Annotated in this window: 20 protein-coding genes and 1 tRNA gene; 14 read left to right on the forward strand and 7 right to left on the reverse strand. The window is 47.8% G+C overall.

The genetic code is table 11. From position 1 onward, the window contains the following. The first annotated feature begins 1 nt into the window (after position 1). The 4 genes from I8H75_00895 (at position 2) to I8H75_00910 (ending at position 3,948) form a co-directional block, all read left to right on the forward strand. Positions 2-535 (forward strand): hypothetical protein, encoded by a 534-nt coding sequence (locus I8H75_00895; protein MBH2005898.1) that lies wholly within the window; start codon positions 2-4, stop codon positions 533-535. 13 nt (positions 536-548) lie between these two features. Continuing rightward, positions 549-1,190 (forward strand): hypothetical protein, encoded by a 642-nt coding sequence (locus I8H75_00900; GenBank protein MBH2005899.1) that lies wholly within the window; start codon positions 549-551, stop codon positions 1,188-1,190. Then, positions 1,187-1,864, forward strand: coding sequence for an SRPBCC family protein (locus I8H75_00905; protein ID MBH2005900.1), 678 nt, complete (start codon positions 1,187-1,189; stop codon positions 1,862-1,864). The genes I8H75_00900 and I8H75_00905 overlap by 4 nt, the downstream gene beginning before the upstream one ends. Positions 1,865-2,355: 491 nt before the next feature. Further along, positions 2,356-3,948 (forward strand): hypothetical protein, encoded by a 1,593-nt coding sequence (locus tag I8H75_00910; protein MBH2005901.1) that lies wholly within the window; start codon positions 2,356-2,358, stop codon positions 3,946-3,948. Positions 3,949-4,625: 677 nt separating this feature from the next. On the opposite strand, the gene murJ is transcribed toward I8H75_00910, so the two are convergent. Beyond that, on the reverse strand, positions 4,626-6,185 hold the full coding sequence (gene murJ, locus I8H75_00915; protein ID MBH2005902.1) for a murein biosynthesis integral membrane protein MurJ: 1,560 nt from the start codon (positions 6,183-6,185) through the stop codon (positions 4,626-4,628). A gap of 4 nt (positions 6,186-6,189) precedes the next feature. Then, the gene (locus tag I8H75_00920) at positions 6,190-7,899 is read right to left on the reverse strand and encodes a 30S ribosomal protein S1 (GenBank protein MBH2005903.1); all 1,710 of its coding nucleotides are present in this window, start codon (positions 7,897-7,899) and stop codon (positions 6,190-6,192) included. Positions 7,900-7,991: 92 nt separating this feature from the next. On the opposite strand from I8H75_00920, the gene tilS reads away from it, so the two are divergent. From tilS to miaB, 6 genes are all read left to right on the forward strand, one after another. Beyond that, complete coding sequence (gene tilS / locus I8H75_00925; protein ID MBH2005904.1) at positions 7,992-8,924, forward strand: tRNA lysidine(34) synthetase TilS; 933 nt, start codon at positions 7,992-7,994, stop codon at positions 8,922-8,924. A 41-nt stretch (positions 8,925-8,965) separates the two neighbouring features. Continuing rightward, the gene (gene secY, locus I8H75_00930; GenBank protein ID MBH2005905.1) at positions 8,966-10,321 is read left to right on the forward strand and encodes a preprotein translocase subunit SecY; all 1,356 of its coding nucleotides are present in this window, start codon (positions 8,966-8,968) and stop codon (positions 10,319-10,321) included. Beyond that, the gene (locus I8H75_00935; GenBank protein ID MBH2005906.1) at positions 10,318-10,866 is read left to right on the forward strand and encodes an adenylate kinase; all 549 of its coding nucleotides are present in this window, start codon (positions 10,318-10,320) and stop codon (positions 10,864-10,866) included. Before secY ends, I8H75_00935 begins: the two co-directional genes overlap by 4 nt. A gap of 37 nt (positions 10,867-10,903) precedes the next feature. Further along, positions 10,904-10,988: transfer RNA gene (locus tag I8H75_00940), tRNA-Leu, on the forward strand. Position 10,989: 1 nt separating this feature from the next. Next, positions 10,990-12,138 (forward strand): trigger factor, encoded by a 1,149-nt coding sequence (tig, locus tag I8H75_00945; GenBank protein ID MBH2005907.1) that lies wholly within the window; start codon positions 10,990-10,992, stop codon positions 12,136-12,138. A gap of 16 nt (positions 12,139-12,154) precedes the next feature. Then, the gene (gene miaB, locus I8H75_00950; protein ID MBH2005908.1) at positions 12,155-13,459 is read left to right on the forward strand and encodes a tRNA (N6-isopentenyl adenosine(37)-C2)-methylthiotransferase MiaB; all 1,305 of its coding nucleotides are present in this window, start codon (positions 12,155-12,157) and stop codon (positions 13,457-13,459) included. Between the two features lies 1 nt (position 13,460). On the opposite strand, the gene I8H75_00955 is transcribed toward miaB, so the two are convergent. Continuing rightward, positions 13,461-14,435, reverse strand: coding sequence for an AAA family ATPase (locus tag I8H75_00955; protein ID MBH2005909.1), 975 nt, complete (start codon positions 14,433-14,435; stop codon positions 13,461-13,463). A gap of 102 nt (positions 14,436-14,537) precedes the next feature. Next, positions 14,538-16,640: an AAA family ATPase gene (locus I8H75_00960; protein MBH2005910.1), complete on the reverse strand. Its 2,103-nt coding sequence runs from the start codon at positions 16,638-16,640 to the stop codon at positions 14,538-14,540. Positions 16,641-16,748: 108 nt separating this feature from the next. On the opposite strand from I8H75_00960, the gene I8H75_00965 reads away from it, so the two are divergent. Together I8H75_00965 and rpmF are read left to right on the forward strand one after the other, a co-directional pair. Continuing rightward, positions 16,749-17,246, forward strand: a complete 498-nt coding sequence (locus tag I8H75_00965) for a peptidylprolyl isomerase (protein MBH2005911.1) — start codon at positions 16,749-16,751, stop codon at positions 17,244-17,246. Between the two features lie 27 nt (positions 17,247-17,273). After that, positions 17,274-17,462 carry a 50S ribosomal protein L32 gene (gene rpmF, locus I8H75_00970; protein MBH2005912.1) on the forward strand — a complete coding sequence of 63 codons (189 nt, stop codon included), beginning with the start codon at positions 17,274-17,276 and terminating at the stop codon, positions 17,460-17,462. A 125-nt stretch (positions 17,463-17,587) separates the two neighbouring features. Here the strand turns inward: rpmF and I8H75_00975 are convergent, their stop codons facing one another. Both I8H75_00975 and rpsF read right to left on the reverse strand, forming a co-directional pair. Further along, complete coding sequence (locus I8H75_00975) at positions 17,588-18,058, reverse strand: 50S ribosomal protein L9 (protein MBH2005913.1); 471 nt, start codon at positions 18,056-18,058, stop codon at positions 17,588-17,590. Positions 18,059-18,060: 2 nt separating this feature from the next. Continuing rightward, complete coding sequence (gene rpsF / locus I8H75_00980; GenBank protein MBH2005914.1) at positions 18,061-18,498, reverse strand: 30S ribosomal protein S6; 438 nt, start codon at positions 18,496-18,498, stop codon at positions 18,061-18,063. Between the two features lie 127 nt (positions 18,499-18,625). Between rpsF and I8H75_00985 the strand changes: the two genes are divergently transcribed. Next, positions 18,626-20,299, forward strand: a complete 1,674-nt coding sequence (locus I8H75_00985) for a long-chain fatty acid--CoA ligase (GenBank protein MBH2005915.1) — start codon at positions 18,626-18,628, stop codon at positions 20,297-20,299. Here the strand turns inward: I8H75_00985 and I8H75_00990 are convergent. Then, on the reverse strand, positions 20,296-21,543 hold the full coding sequence (locus I8H75_00990; GenBank protein ID MBH2005916.1) for an APC family permease: 1,248 nt from the start codon (positions 21,541-21,543) through the stop codon (positions 20,296-20,298). The two genes, I8H75_00985 and I8H75_00990, sit on opposite strands and share 4 nt — an antisense overlap. Before the next feature lie 184 nt (positions 21,544-21,727). Between I8H75_00990 and rpsO the strand changes: the two genes are divergently transcribed. Continuing rightward, positions 21,728-21,991, forward strand: a complete 264-nt coding sequence (rpsO, locus tag I8H75_00995) for a 30S ribosomal protein S15 (protein ID MBH2005917.1) — start codon at positions 21,728-21,730, stop codon at positions 21,989-21,991. Positions 21,992-21,995: the final 4 nt, after the last annotated feature.

The following is a 21,995-nucleotide window of genomic DNA, read 5'->3' on the forward strand; positions in this document are numbered from 1 at the left end:
CATGTTTCGAGTTCCGGGTAGACTTCTGGCTTTCATGTTCATCGCGCTATCCAGCATGGCGGAAAAATTCGAACTTTCAGAAGGCAGCATGAGCGCTGGCGGGCAGGCCATGCTGAACTATTCAAGTCCGGATATCAGCGACTGGAATGCCGATTATTTGAATTTAGGAGTGGCCGTAAACGGGGGCTTTTTCTTTTTGAAGAATTTGGCTGGGGTGGTCGATGCACAACTGACGGGCCAAATTTCCGATAGAATGGAATCCAAGCGGCGCTATCAATTTGCAACCGGAATCTGGTATGCTGTGGATACGAAGAGCAACTATTACCCCTATGTTCAGCTGCTGGGGTACGTTTCGAACGTCGCCAGTGGCTGGTCTGCTGGACTGATGCCTTCACTTGGATTATTGGTAGGGCTCTCTGCGCAGCTGGCGCTCGATTTTGGGTTTATCTCTCGGATCGATTTTGCGATTTCGCGGGAAGGGTCGACGGCCCTTGAGTTGGGAACTGGTTTTGTCGGGATTCGAGCGTTTTTCTAGAGGAGTTGCATACATGGTACTCAGAGGCTTTATTTGGCTGCTGCCCGCAGCGTTGGCGGTTGCGCAAGACAAGCGTGTGCAGCCTTTCACGGAGCCGCCCAAAATAGATTGGACGACCGAGCAAAAATCAAAACTTGAAAAAGGCGAACTCGTCTTCATCGAACGGCAAGAAGACCGGCCTGGTTCACGGTATTATCGAGAGGGAAGTGCGGGCTTTCGGCTGGATGCGAGCTTTGAGCGGGTTTGGAAAGTGCTCGGCGATTTTGAAAAATACCCGGATTGGGCGTATAAAATCGCATCGGCTGAAGACTATGAACCCGCGCAGAAGAAAGACGGCCACCGGTATTTGGAGTTTAAGGCAGCGGTGGTTGGAAAGAAGTATTACGTCGATCACGACCTTTCGAACCAAGAAAAGGGTTGGATTGTTTGGCAAACCGATCACGCGAAAGCCAATGATTGTGTGTTGGATACAGCGGGAGTGTGGCGCTTAGAACCGGTCAAAAATACGCTTGAAAAAACGGATGTGTTCTATTCGGGAAAAGTGGTCTTAAACAAGCTTTGTGCCAAGGGGTTTCTGGGGATGGGTGGCTTCAATGGCCAAGATATGGCGAAGCAGATGCATCAAGAGCTGAAGAAGCGCGTATCGTCCAAATGATGGCTCAAAAAAGCCTACGGAATCTGATCTGGGTTGGCTTTGGGTGGATCGCGTCCTTTGGGCTTTGGGCGGAATTGAAACCGTACGAAGCAGAACCGCCGGATATCGTCCTCACCGCCCCACAGCAAGCAAATATGGCAGCGGGGAAGCTGGTCTATGTGATGGATCATACGCTGGGCCAGCTCAAAGAAGTGGCGATCGCTTTTCGAGTGAAAGCGTCTCCTGAGAAAGTTTGGCGTGTTTTGAGTGACTTTGGTCAGTATCCCCAATGGTCGTACCGTGTTGGAAGTGCGGTGGGACAATTTTTGGGGAATGATCACTGGTTGGTCGACTTTACAACCCATCTCAAGCAACACTATTATCTCGTTCACCATGTTCCCATGAAAGATTGGCTGAGCTGGCATACCGATCATTCTCAATTGAACGATTGCGTGTTGGATACGGTTGGATTTTGGCGCGTGAAAGCGGTCGAGGGTTTCGATCATCTTTCCGATGTATTTTGGTACGGGAGGATGCGTTTCAGCAGACTGTGTGCGAACGGAATTTTTGAAATCGGAGGATTTGATGCGCGCAGCATGGGGCAGATCATTTACAAAAACCTTCGTTTGCAGGCAGAGTCTCTGTTGATTTCTGGCCCTGATCCTAAGCACACCGTTTTGCCGATCGAGCCATAACTTGCTACGTTGGCTGCGCGCCTCTTCGAAATCGTAGATGTCAGGTAACTGCATAAAGAATAGAAGTGTAGCACACGAGGCTGTAGCTCAAATTATCCAAACGTAGGAGATAGCAAGCTTGAATGAGTGCCGAAGGCGATAGCTGCTTTCGGCCTGAACTAGAAAGCGATTTCATTCTTTGGGTGGATCATGTTTTGATTTTCTTAGCAATAAGCTCCAAAGTTTACGAAAGTAATTTAGAAGCTCATTTATTACAGTGCGTCTAAACGCCATAATTTATTTTGGCGGGCATCGCTGTTGAACCCGGACAATTTCTTGACTGGTTATCTAAAGAAGAGTAGAGATTTTATCAGATTGTTGACGTTGCTAAAAAAACCAGTTTTTCTAATTCTCGATCTGGATAAAATCTAGTCCTATAGTGGGGTAGATTACGATTTTTCCAACAGAATCAAAAGCTGTTTTATATTTCCTAGGGGAAGGTGAGGTGTCATATGGTTATTCTATTTATTCTTCTGTTCTGTCTTTCTCCTCTGGCTGAAGCTCAGCTTTGGACCCTTCAAAATGCAAATCAGCCCTATGTATGGTGTGATTCTTACAAGAATCATCGTTGGGATGATTGGTCTTGGTCTACCTCTGATCCCGAGGAAGACAAATGCCGCTCTCGTCTCTGGAAATTGAAGGTGGAAAATTTCGGGGCCTCTAACAACCCTTGTTTTAAGGAAATATGGGGATTGCTGGAGCCTCAGTCTGGGACCGTGTCTTTTGTCAATGTGTCCATGGCCTATATTCAAGACATGTCTATTGCTAAAAGGCTTGTTGCCTTGGCTGGAAATGGCGCAAAGATTTTTGTGCAGCAAAATGCGAAACCAGAGCAAAACAGTGACGGACAAGATAACTTCTGCGCTATTAAGGTTCGAGAATTTTTTAAATCGAATGAAGGAATCCCCAACTTCAGTTGGGCTCTTAAAAATCTTGGTGAGTACAACCTATATCACCCCAAAATTCTTCAGGTGACCCATGTTGATGAAGGAGGCGTTCAGCAGCATTTTCTGCTCCAGGGGTCGTATAATTTTAACCCTGCGGCTTGGAAAAGCAATGTGGAGGTGATTACGATTCTTAAAAATTCTGGAAACCCACCCCTGAACCCTCTTCTTGAGCAACCATCTGAGACTTTAGGAGAGTGGACGGTGCTTCATCCTTTGTTGGATTGTCTTCCTCAGAATGTCCGGCCCTTGGCATGGAATGATCTTCATAGTGCAGCCTCTTACCCGCCAGGTAACGCTGTATCGCCTGGTTACAAAAATAATCGCTGTTTTAGAATGATATATAACTTGTTAAATCCAGAAGATAAAACACATATTTCTGTAGAAGTGAAAACAGGATATTTCGAAGACAAAAAGCTCGCTCAAATGCTAAAAACACTTATTGACCAGGGGGTTTCCGTTTCTGTAGAGGCGGATCAATCGAAAATATCAGGCATTGATTCGGAAGCGATTCGAACAGAAATCAATGAGCTAAACGCGAAAAAAAAGAACCCGGATGATCCGAAGTTAAAACGCTTGATTTCTGAACTCAAAAAAATTGATGCAATTCAATACATCAAGACTTTGTTGGGTGAAAATGCTACATTCTACGATAAATTTCCTTCGGGTGGCATTTACCACCCTAAATATATGAAGGTTATGTTTGAGAAAAAGGAAGCCGATGAAAAGACATACGTTTATACCTACATCATCGTAGGGTCTTATAACTTTACAGTGGCTGCGTGGCGATTGAACCAAGAGTCTATGACGGTTCTCCTGAAGAAGGAAGAAAAGAAGAAGCAAGAAAAACCTGCTGTATTGTCAGAAGCCCTGGCTGCCACCGATGCAAAGAAACTAGAGGCAGAATTCGAAAAACTAGAGATTCCATCGTTTTCTCAAGGCGTCGTTTCTGGACGACAGAGTACTCGGTCCTTGGATAAGAGTTCTCAGTTGGAGGATGTTGATTCCTTTCTGCCAATGCCGATGGGCACAGGAATTATCGGAGAGCAGCAAAAACTTGGGGGTCTTCTAGAATTTCTTGCCTCGAATAGAATGCTATGAGTCCCGGCATGCTTTCTGGTGGGCTTGTAGGCAGGGCTGTAATGAGTGGGACTCCAAATTACCTTCGTGAACTTTCACGGGGGTAGTTCGCTCTCATGTGTCGGGTGTCACCCAACGTTATTGCTTCCTAAATCAAGTGCGCCTCTAAATTACTTTCTTTTACTCCAAGTGAAATATTCACGACGAAGCTCTAAAATACGCATTCTGTTTCCGAATAGCTAGGATTTTAATCTCCTTGAATTAGTAGCTCTAACGGGTGATCGAGCATCCAAACGCCTAAAATTCTGATAAGCCGTGTGAAAAGTTCGCGTCAATCAATTCAAGAACCCCTCAGGTCTTCTAAAAAAAGCTCCATCTGATGTTCGTCTTTGAGGCTTTCAAAACGGGCTGCAGGGGGGTAAGATACTACGTGTCCTTCGTGCGTGTTGAGCCAGGCAATCGGATCGCTGACTCGAACAAGCGATTACCGAGCAGGATGTTCTCATGGTCTAAGATCACTTCTTTTTTGTCGATCGGGGAATGGATTGCTTCGTTGGCTACGCCGACGATGTTCTAGTTAGACAGAAGTCTCATGAGCCCACTACCGGACCCGGCTTTTCACGAAATCCTGCAATGTAAAATTGCAGGATTTTGCAGGATTAATGAAGCGTGATATTTTTCAGATGATCAGCGCGCTTCTATTTCTTGAGTTTTTTCAAGAAGATTGCTTGAATCAAGGAGGCTTCTTCCATTCTAGAGAAAAGGGTTGCAGCCGCATAAAACCCAATGCTTGAAGTCAGAGCGAGGCCCAATATAGCGCTATTTTTGAGCGTGGGGCCTTCTTGCCAGCTTCCCCAAGAACAAATGCCGTAGGCGATGGCTCCCATGAAGGCAGACAAAATCATTTGTTGAAGCATGGATCGAATGAGTACTCGCCCGCCTAAGAGTCCGATTTTGCGTTTGAGAAAGAACGCAAGTAAGAAAGCTTGAATAAAACTCGACAACGTGAGCGAGCCGGCGAGCCCCACCACTTCATAAGGCATTAATAAAACTCCAAGGGCGAAGTTGACCAGCAGAACGACCGTTGCCACCAAGACGGGAGTACGCATGTCTTGAAGCGCGTAAAACGCTTGAACGGTTGTGCGGCAGAAAGCAACGGTAATAAGTCCGGGCGCAAAAGCGATGGTTGCCCAAGCGGTCAGCTCAGTGGCCTGCCAATCGTAAGCTCCGTGAAAGAAAAGCACGGAAACAATCGGAAGGCCGATCGTGGTTAAACCGATCGAGGCTGGAATCGTAATAAAATTCGTGAGCCGAGTGGAGAAATTCCAGGTCTGAAGGAGCTTGGCATGATCCTGGGATTGTTCGCTCATGGCAGGCAGTGTGGCGGTTGCAATCGAGATGGCAAAGATTCCCAAAGCCAGCTGCATGATTCGATCCGCCGTGCTGTAGCAAGTGATCTGACCTTCGGGCAGATAGCTTCCCAGCTGCCGTAAGACCATGAGGTTGATTTGGTAGATGGCGACCCCAAAAACCGAAGGGAGAAGCATGCGGAGTAATTTTTCCAAAGGCTTGGAGTGAAACTGAAACGAAGGTTTCAACAGCAAACCGTAACGCGCTAAGGTCGGCAATTGAGCTGCTAACTGCAAAATGCCGCCTAGAATCACTCCTAAAGCCAGCGAGTAGATCGGCTGCTGGAAGGCTGTATAAAAGTAGATTGAACATCCCACCATGGAAACATTTAAAAGAACGGGTGAGAAAGCAGGGGTGCTGAAGTGCTTGTGGGAATTCAGAGCGCCCATGGCAAGAGCGACGAAGCTAATAAAGAACACGTAGACAAACATCCAGCGCGTGAGTGAAGTCGCTAATTCGAGCTGGCCTGCATGCTTCGCGAAGCCACTGGCAAAGGCGTAAACCCAATAAGAGGCCCCTAAAATACCCACCAGGACTAAAAGGGTTAACGTGATCAGCAAGAGCCCCAACACCGAACGATAGAACTTCTTGGCTTCTTCCAAGCCATCGGTACGCAAGACTTCGGTGTAAACGGGTATAAACGCGACCGTCAGGGCTCCCTCGGCTACAAACCGACGAAGTGTGTTGGGAATTGTGAAGGCAATATTGAAGGCGTCCATGACCGCATTGGCGCCGAAGAGGTGAGCGGTGACCATGTCGCGTATCAGGCCTGCGAAACGCGAAAGCGTGGTGAAGAATGCCACCACGCCCGCGTTTTTGGTCAATTCAGAGTGAGAGATTGGACTCAAGAGATTATTCGCCCGAAACGTTAAATCCCTTTAAAGCATCTCCCAAAGTTCCCATTCCACCCTTGCTGATTTTCGCCACAGAGCTGTTTTGCTGGGACAAGTAGCTTCGATAATCGAATCCTTTTTCGGCTTTTCGGATGGCTTTCATCGATAAGCCAATTTTGCGATCTTCGGAATCAATATCGATGATCATGACCTCGACCTCATCGCCCGGTTTCACGAATTCATGCGGATTTTGGATGTGTTCATCCGAGAATTCCGACACGTGGCAAAGCCCATCGATGCCGGGTTCAATCTCGATAAACGCACCGAAATCGGTCACCTTAGAGACCAGGCCCTTCACACGGGCACCGCGAGGATACACGTGCGGAATGCGACCCCAAGGATCTTCGTGAAGCTGCTTAATTCCCAAAGAGAAGCGTTCATTGTCTACGTCAATATTGAGCACCACCGCTTCGACCTCGTCCCCTTTTTGGAAAACTTCGGATGGATGCTTCACGCGATGTGTCCAGGAAAGATCGCTGATGTGTACCAAGCCATCGATTCCATCTTCAATGCCGATAAAGATACCGAAGTCGGTGAGATTTCGGATTTGTCCTCGGATAACAGTTCCAACCGGGTATTTGTTTTCCAACAAGGTCCAAGGGTTGGGTTCGATTTGTTTGATTCCCAGCGAAATGCGCTTGTTGGTTTGATCGATATCCAGCACCATCGCGTTCACTTCATCCCCAATGTTCAAGACCTTGGAGGGATGTTTGACGCGTTTGGTCCAGGACATTTCCGAAACGTGGATCAAGCCCTCAATGCCTGGCTTTAGCTCAACAAATGCCCCGTAATCGGTGAGCGATACGACCTTGCCTTTCACCTGAGTCCCAACCAAGAACTCCTGAGGAGCTCCCAGCCAAGGATCTTCTTGAATTTGTTTCATCCCCAAAGAGACACGTTCGTGCTCTGGGTCGTACTTGAGTACTTTGACGCGGACTGGGCTTCCTACTTGAAAAAGCTCGGATGGATTCTGGATGCGTCCCCAGCTCATATCGGTGACGTGTAGCAAGCCATCAACACCGCCTAAGTCCACAAAGGCGCCGTAATCGGTCATGTTCTTGATGGTTCCGTCTAAAATGGCGCCTTCTGCCAAGAATTGCAGCGTGCTTCCACGTTTTTCTTCTCGTTCTCGTTCCAACAAAGATCGTCGGCTAAGAACAATATTGCCGCGCTTCTTGTTGAATTTAATGACTTTGAACTGGAAGCGCTCGCCGATCATCTTGTCCAGATTTCGAATGGGCCGTAAATCAACTTGGCTTCCGGGCAAGAAGGCTCGCACGCCAATGTCTACCTGAAGGCCGCCTTTGACTCGTCCGGTGACAGTGCCTTCCACGATTTCGTCTCGTTCACAGGCGAGTGAAATTTCATCCCAAACCTTCACGCGATCGGCTTTGTCTTTGCTTAAAATGAGGTGACCGGATTCGTCTTCGCGCGACTCCACCATGACGTCAACTTTGTCTCCAACTTGAATTTGGATTTCGCCGTTAACGGAAGGGAACTCGGAGGCAGCGATCAAGCCTTCGGACTTATAGCCAATGTCTACAGACACAAAATCACGGCCCACGGACAGAACGGTGGCCGATACAATTTCGCCTTCTAAGACTTCATCACGGGCATAACTTTCATTCAACAAATCTTCAAACGATAGGGTTTCTTCTTGGGTTCTCACTCAATTTCCTTTAAGATGACCTAACTGAAACGCCTCTTAAAGGAGCGCTCAATTCGTCATGAACGGGTTTCGTACCACGTTCTTATGCTATTATGAAAACGAAAACAAGACGATTGTTACAGCCGCTTTGGAACGCTTTTGAGCGTTCTTTGGGAGCTGCCCCCGTTCTCTTGTGCGTGAGTGGAGGGGCAGATTCCAGAGCGCTTTTGGAGTCGATCGCTCTGTGGCCCAAGCGGCACGCTGGGATTGGCGTGATATCGATTGATCATCGCGTTCGTTCCGAAAGTTTGGCGGAGTCCGAATACATCAAGGCTCGAGCGCGTGCTTTGGGATTTGATGCGGATTGTTTCTCGATTCCACGGACTGAGCGTTTCAACGAAGCCGTGCTTCGCCAAGAACGCTACAGAGTCATTTGGAAAGAAGCCGAGCGCTTAGGAATCCAATCGATTGCGCTGGCGCATACCCAGGATGATTTGGCCGAAGGAATGCTGATGGACTTGATGGGCGTTGGAGGGGGCGCAGAGGGCTCAGCGATGCCTGAAATAGCACAACAGGATCGCGGCCGAGTTTTACGCCCTCTGCTGCGTTTTTCGCGATCTTACCTGATCGCGGTTTTGACGGAGCTGGATCAATTAGACTACTTCGAGGATCCGACCAATGATGAACCTGTTGCAAACCGCGTAAAAGTTCGGGAATTTTTAAAAATTCATCCTTACCCGTCTAAGCGTTTGGCGAAATTATCTGAGCGTCGACGATTGGAAAACGAAGCTTTGGATCATTGGGCTTTGGATTTGATCCAGGAGCGCTCGGCCAAGACCGTGACGATTCGCAATGAACCAAGGATTCCGATGGCCGTTCGAATTCGAAGCGTGAAGCGGGCACTTCAGCTCCTGATGGAAGGACAAGACTTTCGAAGCAGCCTGCCCGTGATCGAGCAAGCGATTAGCAAAGAAAAAGGACACTTTGATCTACCGGGTGTTTGCCTTCAACTGAGCCCAGGAACCGTTTTTATCGAGCGCAAATAAAGTGCTGAAAGAACAGGAAATTGTGTTATAGAAGGGGTCTTATGATGAATCGTTTGGTAAGCTTGTTTAAGATTCCAGAGCTTCGAGTTCGGATGCTTTACACTTTGGGGATGCTTGCGGTCTATCGGATTGGGATTTTTGTCACCACCCCCGGTGTTGACCGAACCGCGACCAAAGCCTATCTGCGCGCTCAAGAGTCGAGTGGCGGCGGATTTTTAAGTTTGTTTAACTTTTTTTCGGGCGGTGCGCTTGAAAATGCCAGTATTTTTGCCCTAGGAATCATGCCCTACATCACGTCCTCGATTATTATGACCATGATGGCGGTCGTATTGCCTGCGGTTGAGCGCATGCAGAAAGAGGGGGAGCAGGGTCGTCGAAAAATCAATCAGTACACCCGTTATGGCACGATTTTGATCTCTGTTGTGCAAGGCGTCATGATTGCCCAGTCTTTTAAAAGCAACGGCGTGGTAAACCCCGATTGGGCCTATGCTTTTGGTGGATTTGGATTTATTTTGATCACCGTCATCACTTTAACGGCTGGAACGGCCTTCATTATGTGGGTGGGTGAGCGAATTACGGAGCGAGGGATTGGAAACGGAATCTCACTGATTATTTTCGCTGGGATCGTCGCGCGTTTGCCGCAGGCAATCTATGCAACCTTTCTAGGGGTTAAGAACCAGACTTACCAGCCTTCTGAAATGTTGTTGCTGGGCTTGGTGATGTTGGCTTCATTGGCTGCGATTGTGTTCATGGAAAAGGGTCAACGTCGCATACCGATACAGTATGCCAAGCGCGTGGTTGGCAATCGTCAGTATGGAGGGCAAGCCACTCACCTTCCTCTTAAAATTAATGTGGCAGGTGTGATTCCTCCCATTTTTGCGAATACAGTTTTGATGTTTCCCATGACGGTGGCTTCCTTCTTGCAAACAGGCTGGCTGCAGTCGGTTCAGCAGTGGCTGATGCCCGGCGGTTGGCACCATGAAACCTTGTTTGTTCTCATGATTATCTTTTTCGCTTACTTTTATACAGCCGTTCAGTTTAATCCGGTGGATGTTGCCGATAACATGAGAAAATCCGGGGGCTTCATTCCGGGTATTCGCCCCGGCAAGCCAACGTCGGACTTTATTGATTTTGTGCTCAGCCGATTGACCTTCTCTGGGGCCTTGTATTTATCCGCTGTTTGCATCATGCCGATCGCGACTCAACAACTGACCTCGAATCAAACCCCTTTCTATTTTGGAGGGACTGGTTTGTTAATTGTCGTGAGCGTTGCTTTGGAAACAGTTCAACAAATCGATGGCCATTTTATCGGCAAGCAATACGAAGGCATGACCGGTGCAGATGTCTCGCAAGGTCCGGTACGTATCCGGGCGCGTGTCGAAGAGAGCCTTGCGTGAGACTGGTTCTATTGGGAGCTCCGGGGTCTGGGAAGGGCACTCAGGCTGCGAAGCTTGTTCAGCGTTTCGGGCTCCGCCACGTGAGCACAGGCGATATCTTTCGAAAGGCAATTTCGGATCGAAGTTCCCTGGGCTGTGAAGCAAAGCGTTATCTCGACGAGGGTTTGCTGGTTCCGGATTCGATTGTTTTGGGAATGATTGGAAGTATTTTGGATGAGCTTTTCAGTACGAGAGGTTTTATTTTAGATGGCTTTCCTCGAACGGTGGCCCAAGCTGAGCAGCTGGATCACGTCTTAGCGAATCAAAAACAGCCTTTGGACGCGGTCGTGGATTTAAAAGTAGCCGATGAGGTTCTTTTTAAACGATTGCTGGCTCGAAAGCGCGGGGATGATACGGAAGAAACGATCCGAGTTCGTCTCAAAACCTTTCGTGAACAAACCGAACCCCTTCGACATTATTACGCGTTGAGGAATCGTTTAAAAGCAGTCGAGGGTGCTCGATCGGTGGAAGAAGTCTTTGAGTCGATCGTAGAACATCTCTCTTGAAACTTGTGCTCAACCTGATACCGTGAAGCCTTGCGTTGCGAGCGTGGCGGAACTGGTAGACGCGCTGGATTTAGGTTCCAGTGGAGCAATCCGTGGGGGTTCGATTCCCTCCGCTCGCACCATATGCATTGTAAATTGGAAGAAGTGTCAACGGTTGTCCGTAAGTTGTCTTTTGTTGTGCCTCAGGAGCGGGTCAATACCTATTTTGATCGAGCCTCTCAACGTGTGAATCAAAAGGTTCGGGTAAAAGGCTATCGGCCGGGCAAAGCCCCCAAAGCTTTGGTGGAACGATTTTATGGATCAGAAGTTCAGCAAAGCGCTGTTGAGAAGTTGGTGGCTGATTTTGTTTCTGAAGCGCTTCGTCAAAATTCGATTCGGCCGATTAGCAAGCCAAAAGTGAATGCAGAAAAGCCCTTGGTGGTGAATGAAGATTTCGCTTTTACGGCTGAAGTTGAGATTATGCCGGAAGTCGTTTTAAATAAATGGGAAGATCTGGAAATTGTGTTGCCGGTTCGATCTGAAATCGACGATCTGGCGATTGCGGAAGAACTAGAGCGGCTTCGGACACGAGCTGCTACCTTTGAAGCCATTGAAGAGCGTCAGGTCGTGGAAGCGGGGGATTACGTCGATTTCGTATTCGAAGAAAAGTGCGAAGATCACGATCACTCGGATCATGACCATAAGCCTCAAAAACGTTTTATCCAACTTGGTACAAAGCTGTTTTACCCAGAAAAACCCGAATACGAACAGGCTTTGATCGGAGCGACGGTCGGCCAACCGGTCGAAGTTGGGGCGATGAAGATGACGGTTGAAATCATCAAACGTTGCCTAAAACCCGAGCTGGATGATGAGTTTGCCAAGGACCTCTCGGAAGAATTTGAGACCTTAGACGATCTCAAGGCCGATGTTCGCGAAAAGCTGATCGAAAACCGAGCCACTCAATTAGCAAACGACCGTCAAGAATCGGCGATTCATGCCTTAATCGAGCAAAATCCAGTTGAAGTTCCAGAAAGTCTTGTCTTGGAGCAGGCTCAGCATATGGCCGCGAATAATTTGGCTCGTTTTCCGAAAGAGATGGCTTTGCAGATGTGGAAAATGTATGGAGCTAGCTTGATTGAATCTGCCAAGCCTCATGCCGCTCGCTTGCTCAAGGCGAATTTGATCATCGATGAAATCGCAAAAACTCAAGGTTTAGAGCGCGATGAAAAAAATGCGAACGAATATTTTGAAAAGATAGTCAATTTGGTTTTAGAACGTGCGCGTTTATCTTGAAACCTTTGGCTGTCAAATGAACATCTTGGATAGCGAGCTGATCCGCAATCAGCTCTTATCCAGAGGTCATGAGTTTGTTTCCGATTCGGGCCAGGCGAACGTGGTTCTTTACAATACCTGCTCGGTCCGGGATTTGAGCGAGCAAAAAGTATTGTCTCGACTCGGGGTCTTAAAAGAACGTAAGGACGCCGGCGAAGATCTAACCGTTGGGCTTCTTGGTTGTATGGCGGAGCGGGCTCATACCGATGTTCTGGAACGCAATCCTCATATCGATTTAATGGTCGGCCCCAGTCGATTGGGTGAACTGGCCGGTCTTTTGGAGAAAGTTCGAGCAGAAAAGATCGGTCGCGAAATTGCGCTGTCGAATTTTCGATCCCGAAAAGGCAAAAGCATCGAATTTGAAGCGATGGACAGTCTGGAAGCTTTGGATGCTGCTCGGTTGAGTGGGCTGAAAGCAGAAAAGAGTCAGGCTTATATTCGCATTACGCGGGGTTGCAATAAATTTTGTTCGTTCTGTGTGGTTCCTCGTACCCGAGGTCCTGAAGTGCATCGAAGCCTCGAGTCCATTTTGGTGGAAGCGAAGCATCTGGTGGATGCTGGTGTGATTGAAATCACGCTGTTGGGTCAAACGATCAATCATTATCCGGAATTCGCAAAGCTGCTTCGAGAAATTCACGATCAAAACCCAAACCTAAAGCGGCTTCGTTTCTTAACCAGCCACCCCAGAGATTTTACCGACGAGGCATTGGATGTCATGGCTTCGTCGGAGCGTATTTGCCAATACCTTCATATTCCTGCGCAATCCGGCAGTGACTCCGTTTTGAAGCGTATGAATCGAGGCTATACGCGGGCTCAATACATGAATCTCATTGAGCGTGCACGGATTCGAATGCCTCATATCAGCATTGTTGGAGATATGATCGTTGGATTTCCCGGTGAGACAGAAGAAGATTTTGAAGCGTCTTTGAGCTTGATTCGCCAAGTCCGTTATCAAAATATTTTCGTCTTTAAATATTCGCCAAGACCTGGGACGGTGGCTGATCGCCAAGAAAAGGACGATGTGCCGGTTTTGATTAAAAAAGAACGAAATAATCGAATGCTAGCCGTGCAAAAGGAAGTCGCACTCGAAGATCACCGACGCGTCATTGGAAAGCGTGTTCGGGTCTTGGTAGAAGGGCCTGCGAAAATCGGTTCTAAGCTTCTGGCTCGAACCGAAGGCGATCAGATTGTTTTGTTTGATGGACCAGATTCTTTAATTGGTCATTTGGTGGATGTGGAAATCCAAGAGGCTTCGGCTCTCACTCTCATGGGAGCCTTGTAAGCTAGTCACGAGAAGTATGGCTGAGAATGTCGATGGTCTCTTTCAAGCGATAGACAACGGGTTCCGTGCTTAGTTTGGGGATCTTTTTCAATTCCTCTTCCTCAGCGCCCATATCTTTGGCCTGTTGTTCCGTCAGACCGCAATAAGCCTTGTGCGGAGAATCAACGGAAATTCGAGAGACGATTCCCAAGGGTTTAAGCATTTTGTAGCGATCCTCTCCCCCTGCAAAGACAACACGGTAGACAGAACGGTTGTCTTTCAAAGCGACTTCAAAAAATCGGGTGAGAAAAGCAGCGACATCGGTTCCAACGAAATCATCCGATGCGTCGGAAGCAGGATTGTCGTAATCATCCAACAAAACGATTACTTCACGTGAATTCGCTACTTGTCCGTAGTGCCTTTCGAGCAGCCCCGTTAAAAACACGAAGTCCATGCCGGCTTGTTCGGCAGAGCGGTTGACCAAATTTTGAGCAATCTCTTGATATTTTTTGCGATCTTCTGTCGGAATTTTAGTGCTGCTGTCCAGCGCCATCTTGAAGTTCCTGAACAAATCGTGGATCTTGCCAGAAAAACTAAGCTGAAAACCTGCAAAAGAAGCGCGATCGATATTCCTGAACGATAGATCAATGACGGGATGCTTGCCAAACTCTCGTCCCGGGTCATGCTGCTCCGCCCCTACATTCAAAGAAGCAAACAGAACCTTTTTATCTCGAGAGTTTTCAGGATCGTAATAGGCTTTGAGCATGCTCAACATCGCGGTTTTGCCCGATTGAGAAGGGCAGGAGATGAGCATAAACGCGCTTCGGCTTTTATCGATGGTTGAAACGAGTCCCGAACGATCGGAAAAAGCGCCTTCCCGAATCAGGGATTCAAAACGGCTCTTTCCCCACACAGGTTTAACAAAACCCGTGCTTGCAATCGCAGACGGTGCGAGTGCAAACCAAAACGCTATCGTCGAAAAGCTAGGTGCATACATTTGTAAAAACCATTCCAAAAAATAGATCTCATTCCAAGATTTCGAACCCGAATGTATCATGCGCAAGAATCAGGTGCAACAAAAAAGGATCGCCGCAGAGGGTCACAGATCGGCATTTTTCCTGCTTTCAGAGCCGCACAATGAAAAAGAAATTGCCCTCATAGAAATGTATGGCATATCCAATGGCTTAAAATGAATTTGAGAGATTAATGGATGATTCTGGCAGGCATTGAGTGTGACATAAGATTCGGGATTGTAACGCAAATACTTTTCAAACTGAATCAGATTCGAAAACTTTTCTGGCTTCGAAATATCAACACTATCGGTCTGGGTGACACAGTGAATGATGATCCCGCCTGTCAGCCCAGCCACCGTAGCGATTAACTTCGAGTAGGCCAGCATAAATGGGCTTAACTTTTCCTTATTCCATTGAAGGATTCCTTCGAATACAGCCACTGCAGCGGCTGCGATGACCGTCTTGCCCGCTACATTCACGGTGTCCATCGACGGAATCGAGAAACAAGAGGGCTGCATCGAATCAATTCGCAATCTTTTGCTGTTCCCGGAACGACCCTGGCCGCCTAAGAATTCAAAGTCATCTCTTCCAAGGTTTTCCCGTGCAAGGAGAGCTTCTTGCTCAGGGAAACGTTTGGCTACCAGATCGTAGACGGCTTTGTTTTTGGCAAGGCTAGCAATATGGAGCCAGTTAAAGTTCCAACGGCCGTCAAATTTGGGAGCGTCTATTTTCAATAGAAGCGATTGTAATTCATCCACTTTCTCTTCAGCGATCAAGGAAAAAACGAGCTCAATTTCTCGGATGATGCGTTCGCTGCCGAGATTTTTGGATTCCAGCCAGCGTCTGAAAAAGTTTGTGAAGGCCGTATGCACTTCCCGGTTTGGAATTTTCAGTGCCGGTAATTGGGTTTCGGAAGGATCTGGAATCTCGGATGAGGTTTCGAAGGTCAGATACCCTGTGTAAAATAGCAATGACCAGAGTGCTTCGTCCGATTGTTCGATATCCGCTAAGAGTAAATTTGTTCGAATTGGCTTAAAGACCGCGTTGCCGGCTCGAAGTGTTTCCAGTTCATTTTGAATGGATTCGCTCAAAATAGCTCGATCAATCATATCGGTACTTCCGGTGTCTACCCAGTAAGGCTCTAGCCTGCCCTCGGCCAAAAAGTTGGCAATCGACCAAGGGTTGTAAAGTTTTACACGATTGATTTGATAGCCATTGTACCACTCTCTGACTTCGTCCAAACGATTCTCTAAACCAGCTTGTTTGAGCAGCTTCTGCGTTTCCGGTTCTGTAAATCCGTAATGAGTGGCATAGCGTCCATTAATAAGATTGGCTTCGACGAAGTTGTTGATACCCGAGAAAAGATTTGCTTTGGCAAAACGGAGAATGCCTGTGAAAACCCCTTGCTCCAGGTGAGGGTTATCTTTTAGCGCTGGGCCTAGAATATCTCTCATGAACTCCAGGGCTTCTTCCGCGTAGTGCTTGTGGAACGCATGGTTGATCGGCGTATCGTACTCATCCACCAAAATGATGACCTTCTTTCCCGTGTGAGCATGAAGAAACTGGCTCAGAACCAGCAGAGAGTCCGATGCGTCGATGGAGCGAATGATATTTTGGTCGTAAACCCCGGTCGCGCACTGGCTGAATGTTTTGAGCAAAGCGGCATACTGTTCTGCTCGCAGCCCGTGATTGTTAAGAGCCGGACTTTCCATTAAGTAAGAGTGCCTAGCGTATTCGTGATACAAGGTTCGAATCAGCTTGTACTTCATTTGAAAGAAATCTTCTCCGCGGATATCTTTGAGTGTCATGAAGATAACCGGGTATTTTCCTTGATACTTATCGACAAATGTCAGCTTCGTGCCTGGGACCATCCGTGAGCCAATGGTGAGTTCACTAAACAGTTGCCTGTAAAGATTGGTGGATAAGGCATTTCCATTTCGATCCACACCGATTTCAAAGAAATACTTCAGCATGCTCAGGTTGGTTGTTTTTCCCCATCTTCGAGGACGTGTGATCAGAGTCACCAGTTGGTTTGACTTGATCAAATCTTCGATGAATAGGGTTTTATCGATTGGAGCGACACTTCCGGAGTGCAGGGCGATAAAGTCGCCGCTGCCAGTAACCGGCGCTTCGGCCAATGTGGTGAGTCCAAAAAACGCGAAAATGAGTGAACACAGTAGCTTTGTCATACAGTTATCCAGCGATTCGATAGTGATTGCGCTCGATATAGCCTGCAAGCACGGATAGCACAAGAAGATCATATTGCCAGATCCCTTAAATATTCTATAAACGGTCCAATGACATCCAAGAATAAGAAAGCGCGTATCAAGACCAATTTGGGAGAACTCGTTCTAGAGTTGTTTGCAGATAAAGCTCCGAAGACGGTTGAGAACTTTGTGAAGCTAGCGGAAGAAGGTTTTTACAACGGGACAATCTTCCATCGAGTGATTCCCGATTTTATGATTCAGGGCGGTTGCCCAGAAGGCTCTGGCCGAGGAGGTCCAGGTTATCGTTTCGCCGATGAGTTTCACCCCGAACTTCGACACGATAGCGCTGGAATACTGTCCATGGCGAATGCAGGTCCCAATACCAACGGTTCGCAATTCTTCATCACAGAAGCCGCCACGCCCTATTTGGATAACCGTCATGCTGTGTTTGGGCGAGTCATTGAAAATCTCGAGTTGGTTTCTCAAATCGCTCGAGTGAAACGCGATCGCCATGACAAGCCTTTAGAAGACATTGTTGTGCAAGAAATCGCGATCGATTTGACATTGATCGAAAAGCTCGATAAGTGAGTCCAGTCTTTTTAAGGAGTTTTTTCCATGGCAGTCCCTTATGGTCGTAAATCCAGAACCCGCAGCCGCATCCAACGCGCGGCAAACATGCGCTATACAGCCAAAGGCCATAGCGTCTGCTCTCATTGCGGTGAGCCCAAACTAGCGCATCACATTTGCAACAAATGCGGTCAGTACGCAGGCCGACAAGTTTTTGAAATTCAAACCGAAAACTAAGATCTAAGCCAAAAACAAAACCAACAATAACCTTGCTAAGCAGAAGGTTTTGTTGGTTTTTTTTATTAAAAAAGCCTCCAAAGTCGGATAAAAGACTCTGGAGGCTGTGGGAGAGATCGAAAAAACTAGGCTGTGGCTTCTGCTTCGGGTACAACCACAAGGTTGATCAGGGCTTTCACATCTCCTTCGAGACGAAGTTCGATGGAATGAAGTCCAACAGACTTGATCGGTTGTTCAAGCTTGATATCTCGATGCGAGATGTTGTGATTTTGAGAGGCAAGCGCTTTCTCAATATCTCGAGTTCCAATGGAACCGAACAACTTGCCCTGTTCGCCAACCTTGACAGAAATCGTCAACTGAGTTTGATTGAGTTTTTGAGCGAGGTCTTGTGAATGTGCTTTACGTTTTTGACGTTGATGCTCAATCAAGCGCTTCTGGTGGTCGAACTGCCTGACGCGCTTTTCTGAAACCGGAAGAGCCAGAGATTGGGGGAATAAAAAATTTCGTGCGTAGCCTGGACGAACCTTAACAACGTCTCCTAAACGTCCCAGGTTCAAAACATCTCGAGCTAAAATAACATTTACGTTGGCAGCCATGATTAATACTCCTGCATCTCGTCGAAATTGCCGTCCATCACGCCTTCATCAAAACGATCAAAATCGGAGGCAAACTTTTGAGGTTCTTTGCGTTCTCGAACAACGACGACTTCAAATTGATCGGCTTGTTCTTCTCGGCTGGCTGGGTCGACATCTTTGGCCAGCAAGACGCTTTGTCGCAAAATAATCGATTCATCGATAGCAAGGCTACGTTCGTATTCCGCCACAAGGCCTGGATTGCCCAGATAGCGATGGTGCACATAAACCCCACGCTGATGGTTACCGCGTTCCCAGGCAAGTTTGCGGCGTCCCCAGCAATCTGCTTTAATATTTTTGCCGCCTTCTCGTGTGACCAAGTCTTTCATCTTGATCATGAATTCTTTGACCCCAAGGTCTGTGACTTCAGGGTTCAATACGTAGATGCTTTCATATTCGCGCATAAACGCGACTTAGAGCACGGTTATAGGTAACTAGCAAGTGGGATCCTCCCGTGAACAAGGAGTCTATGGTCCCAAATATTGTTGTTCGAGACTTGAGTCCCATAGGTACCAGTGCTATGCAGTTTGGATGGCACGATCGGTCTTTGGATTATTGGACGAGGCTGCAACTCATTTTCCCAATCGAACAGCCTTGAAGTACAAAGAGAAGGACGTTTGGAAGGAGCTTAATTGGCGTGAAGTGCGCGATCGGGCCTGCGCGGTTGCTTCTCAATTAATTGAACGAGGGATCCAAAGTGGTGATCGAGTCGTGATCTTATCTCAGACCCGCTTTGAGTGGGCGATTGCTGACTTGGGGATTTTGGCTGCTGGGGGATGTACGGTTCCCATCTATCATTCCAACATCGCATCCGATGTGGCTTATATTGCTCAGGATTGCGATGCTCGATTGGCCATTGTGGAAAACAGTCTTCAAGCTGCCAAGCTTCCCCATCTCCAACAAATTCGAATCGATGACTTGAATCCAACCATCACTCAAGAAAAAGAAATCCGAAAGCGAGTTGCGGCAACGAAAGAAAGCGATTGGGCAACCATTATCTACACTTCAGGTACCACTGGCAATCCCAAAGGCGCTTGTTTGACACACAGCAACCTTCTGTATGAGGCAGAAGCGATCGAAGAGATTGAACTCCTTTCTTCTTCGGATGTTCAGTTGATTTTCCTTCCTTTGGCGCATGTCTTTGCGAGAGTGATGGAAATCGCTTGGCTCAAGACCGCGCATGTTTTGTGTTTTGCCGAAAGCGTGGAAGCCGTTGTCAGCAACATGAAAGAGATTCAGCCCACCTTCATGGCGGCTGTTCCACGAGTCTATGAGAAAGTCTACGCTCGAGTCCTGGTGAAAGCACGTTCGGGGCGTTATTTAAAGCGTCAAATTGCGAATTGGGCCTTCGAGAAACAGAAAAAACCACAGGGTTTAGCCTGGTTGCTTGCCCGTTACCTTGTCTTTTCCAAGATTGAACAGGGCTTTCAGGAGATGTTTGGGAAGCGGCTGCGATTTTTTATTTCGGGCGGAGCGCCATTGAACCCAGAGATAGGAGCTTTTTTTAAGGACGCAGGCGTTCAAATTTTAGAGGGTTGGGGCTTGACCGAAACAGCGGCTGCAACGTGTGTCAATCGGCCGCAGCAAAATCGCATGGGAACAGTCGGTCAACCTTTGCCTAGAACAGAGCTTCGCATTGCAGAAGACGGAGAGGTCGAGGTTCGTGGACCTGGAGTGTTCCAGCAATATTGGAATTTACCCCAGCAGACTGCGGAGGCTTTCAAAGATGGCTGGTTTAAAACCGGTGATATGGGTGTGATTGACCCAGAAGGGTTTTTGCGGATCACGGGTCGCAAGAAAGACATCATTATCACAGCGGGTGGTAAAAAGATTGCGCCTCAAAAGCTTGAAAATGCACTGAAAGCAGCCACAAGCTTGATCTCTCAAGTTTTGGTGTTTGGGGATCAAAAACCTTATTTGATCGGTTTATTGACCTTGGATGCTCAAGTCGTTGAAGGGTTTGCGAAGCGCAAGGGATTCTCTGGGAACTTCGAAGAGCTGATCGGACATCCGGAAGTGCTGAGGCGAATCGAGCAAGCGATCAAGCGGGTCAACCAAGGTTTATCTTCCTTCGAGCAAATCAAAAAGTTTCAAATATTGCCGCAAGACTTTTTAGTTGGAGAAGAACTAACACCGACACTTAAAGTCAAGCGGGGGTACTGCGTTCAAAAATTTCGAACGCATATTGAAAGGCTTTACCGTTAGCGCAGGGTTAGGATTTTGGCGCGATACAAGATTCCGCCGATGGCAAGCCCTGTAAACATCGGAGCAATCGCTAAAAAACGTTCCCCATGGCTTGTGCCTAAATCGAGCCAACAGCAAGCAAACAGAATCGCACAGGATCCAAATCCCAAAGTCATCAAAGCGACTTGAAAATGATGTTTGAGTTTCCAATTTTCGCGCCAAACCGCCACTACGGTGAGTGTGTAGGCCGAACCGACTCCCAGAACCGTAAAAGCAAAAATGGTGCGTAATTCAGAGGTAAAACAAAGCAGACACCAAACAATGAAACCGTGTAACAGCATCGCCATGGGTTGGCTCATTCCGGAGATTCGTGCGATATTGGTGATATTGCCTAGGGAGACTCCGAACAAACTGTTGGAGAAACTCAGGAGTATGGCTGAGCTGATGCCAACTCCTAAGGCGAAAGTAAGCTCCTGAGACCCGCCGAGGTAGCTTGGAAAAGCCATGGCGCCCTCCGCGGCGAGCGAATCAACTCCCATGATCTGGAGCAGGCCAAAGTTAAACACGGTGTACAGGAGTGCAGTGATGAAAAAAGCGGTCAGAACAACTTTACCAACCGATTCAGGCCCATCTTTCAGTAAATGAGTCAATGAGCAGCAAGCCTCGAACCCCAAATAGCCGAAGATGACGGTTGGAATCGTTGCCGGAAGAGAAGCCGTTAAGCTCAAGGGATAGCTTAAGTCCGACTTGTAGAAAAAAGCAGTGAGAGCCACTACAATCAGCAAAGGAATCAATTTGAGCAAAGTGGCACCCGCTTGAATGCGGCTAACCAGCCCTAAGGGCATGAGGTTGAGCAATGAAAACAGAGTCAGAATCATGGCGTGGGTCATCGAAGGATGTTCGGAGGCAAAAGAGAAGCCCAATTGTTGAGCAAGCCCCGTTTGCAGGAGCACGGTCATGGCAGAAGCCGTTCCCATCATGTAGCCCAGCAAAAACATCCATTGTGCCACAAATCCGAAAACAGGACTGATTCCCTGAGCGCAATAGTGATAAAAGCCGCCCTCGCCTGGAAAGAGGACTGGCGCACGAGCAACTGCCCAGACAATGGGGAACATCAAAACAGCTGCGAGTAGCCAAGAAGCAAAACTGAGGCTTCCCGCAAGCGCTGCCATGCTTTGTGGACCGGCGAAGATCCCACCTCCTACGATGATATTGATGCTCATCAAGACGGCAGTCCAAAAAGGGATTTTCTGTTGTAAGCTCATGGGGGCCTCAATAGGGCTTGGGATTCGATGCGTCAACACCGAGTGTTGGTTGGATTGGCTCTGATTGGGCCCATACCCTTATTGACAATGTGCCTTCGCACTGAAAGAGTGCTCCACGCAAAAGACCCAGGCAAAGCGGCAATGAGGCTGCGTTTCGGGTGTCCTCACAAAAGGTGAAAATAATATGGCTCTTCGTCCAAAACAAGAAATCGTTTCGCAATTTGCTCAGCATCCCAGTGATACAGGCTCACCAGAAGTCCAGGCTGCTCTGCTGACCGATCGGATTAATCATTTAACCGAACACTTTAAAATACATTCTCACGATCACCACTCCAGACGCGGATTGCTTAAAATGGTTTCTCAGCGTCGCAGCTTGGTGAAATACTTGAACAAACTCGATCATGGTCGCTACAAGAAGCTCATTGCCGCTCTTGGACTGCGTAAGTAAAAAT

This window comes from Myxococcaceae bacterium (assembly GCA_016000045.1).
Taxonomy (GTDB): domain Bacteria; phylum Myxococcota; class UBA727; order UBA727; family JABDBI01; genus AER2-1.

Bases quoted from the DNA above. Each gene is read 5' to 3' on its own strand.
- I8H75_00895 (MBH2005898.1), top strand. From the start codon at position 2: ATGTTTCGAGTTCCGGGTAGACTTCTGGCTTTCATGTTCATCGCGCTA.
- I8H75_00900 (MBH2005899.1), top strand. From the start codon at position 549: ATGGTACTCAGAGGCTTTATTTGGCTGCTGCCCGCAGCGTTGGCGGTT.
- I8H75_00905 (MBH2005900.1), top strand. From the start codon at position 1,187: ATGATGGCTCAAAAAAGCCTACGGAATCTGATCTGGGTTGGCTTTGGG.
- I8H75_00910 (MBH2005901.1), top strand. From the start codon at position 2,356: ATGGTTATTCTATTTATTCTTCTGTTCTGTCTTTCTCCTCTGGCTGAA.
- tilS (MBH2005904.1), top strand. From the start codon at position 7,992: ATGAAAACGAAAACAAGACGATTGTTACAGCCGCTTTGGAACGCTTTT.
- secY (MBH2005905.1), top strand. From the start codon at position 8,966: ATGATGAATCGTTTGGTAAGCTTGTTTAAGATTCCAGAGCTTCGAGTT.
- tig (MBH2005907.1), top strand. From the start codon at position 10,990: ATGCATTGTAAATTGGAAGAAGTGTCAACGGTTGTCCGTAAGTTGTCT.
- miaB (MBH2005908.1), top strand. From the start codon at position 12,155: ATGAACATCTTGGATAGCGAGCTGATCCGCAATCAGCTCTTATCCAGA.
- I8H75_00955 (MBH2005909.1), bottom strand. From the start codon at position 14,435: ATGTATGCACCTAGCTTTTCGACGATAGCGTTTTGGTTTGCACTCGCA.
- I8H75_00960 (MBH2005910.1), bottom strand. From the start codon at position 16,640: ATGACAAAGCTACTGTGTTCACTCATTTTCGCGTTTTTTGGACTCACC.
- I8H75_00965 (MBH2005911.1), top strand. From the start codon at position 16,749: ATGACATCCAAGAATAAGAAAGCGCGTATCAAGACCAATTTGGGAGAA.
- rpmF (MBH2005912.1), top strand. From the start codon at position 17,274: ATGGCAGTCCCTTATGGTCGTAAATCCAGAACCCGCAGCCGCATCCAA.
- I8H75_00975 (MBH2005913.1), bottom strand. From the start codon at position 18,058: ATGGCTGCCAACGTAAATGTTATTTTAGCTCGAGATGTTTTGAACCTG.
- rpsF (MBH2005914.1), bottom strand. From the start codon at position 18,498: ATGCGCGAATATGAAAGCATCTACGTATTGAACCCTGAAGTCACAGAC.
- I8H75_00985 (MBH2005915.1), top strand. From the start codon at position 18,626: ATGGCACGATCGGTCTTTGGATTATTGGACGAGGCTGCAACTCATTTT.
- I8H75_00990 (MBH2005916.1), bottom strand. From the start codon at position 21,543: ATGAGCTTACAACAGAAAATCCCTTTTTGGACTGCCGTCTTGATGAGC.
- rpsO (MBH2005917.1), top strand. From the start codon at position 21,728: ATGGCTCTTCGTCCAAAACAAGAAATCGTTTCGCAATTTGCTCAGCAT.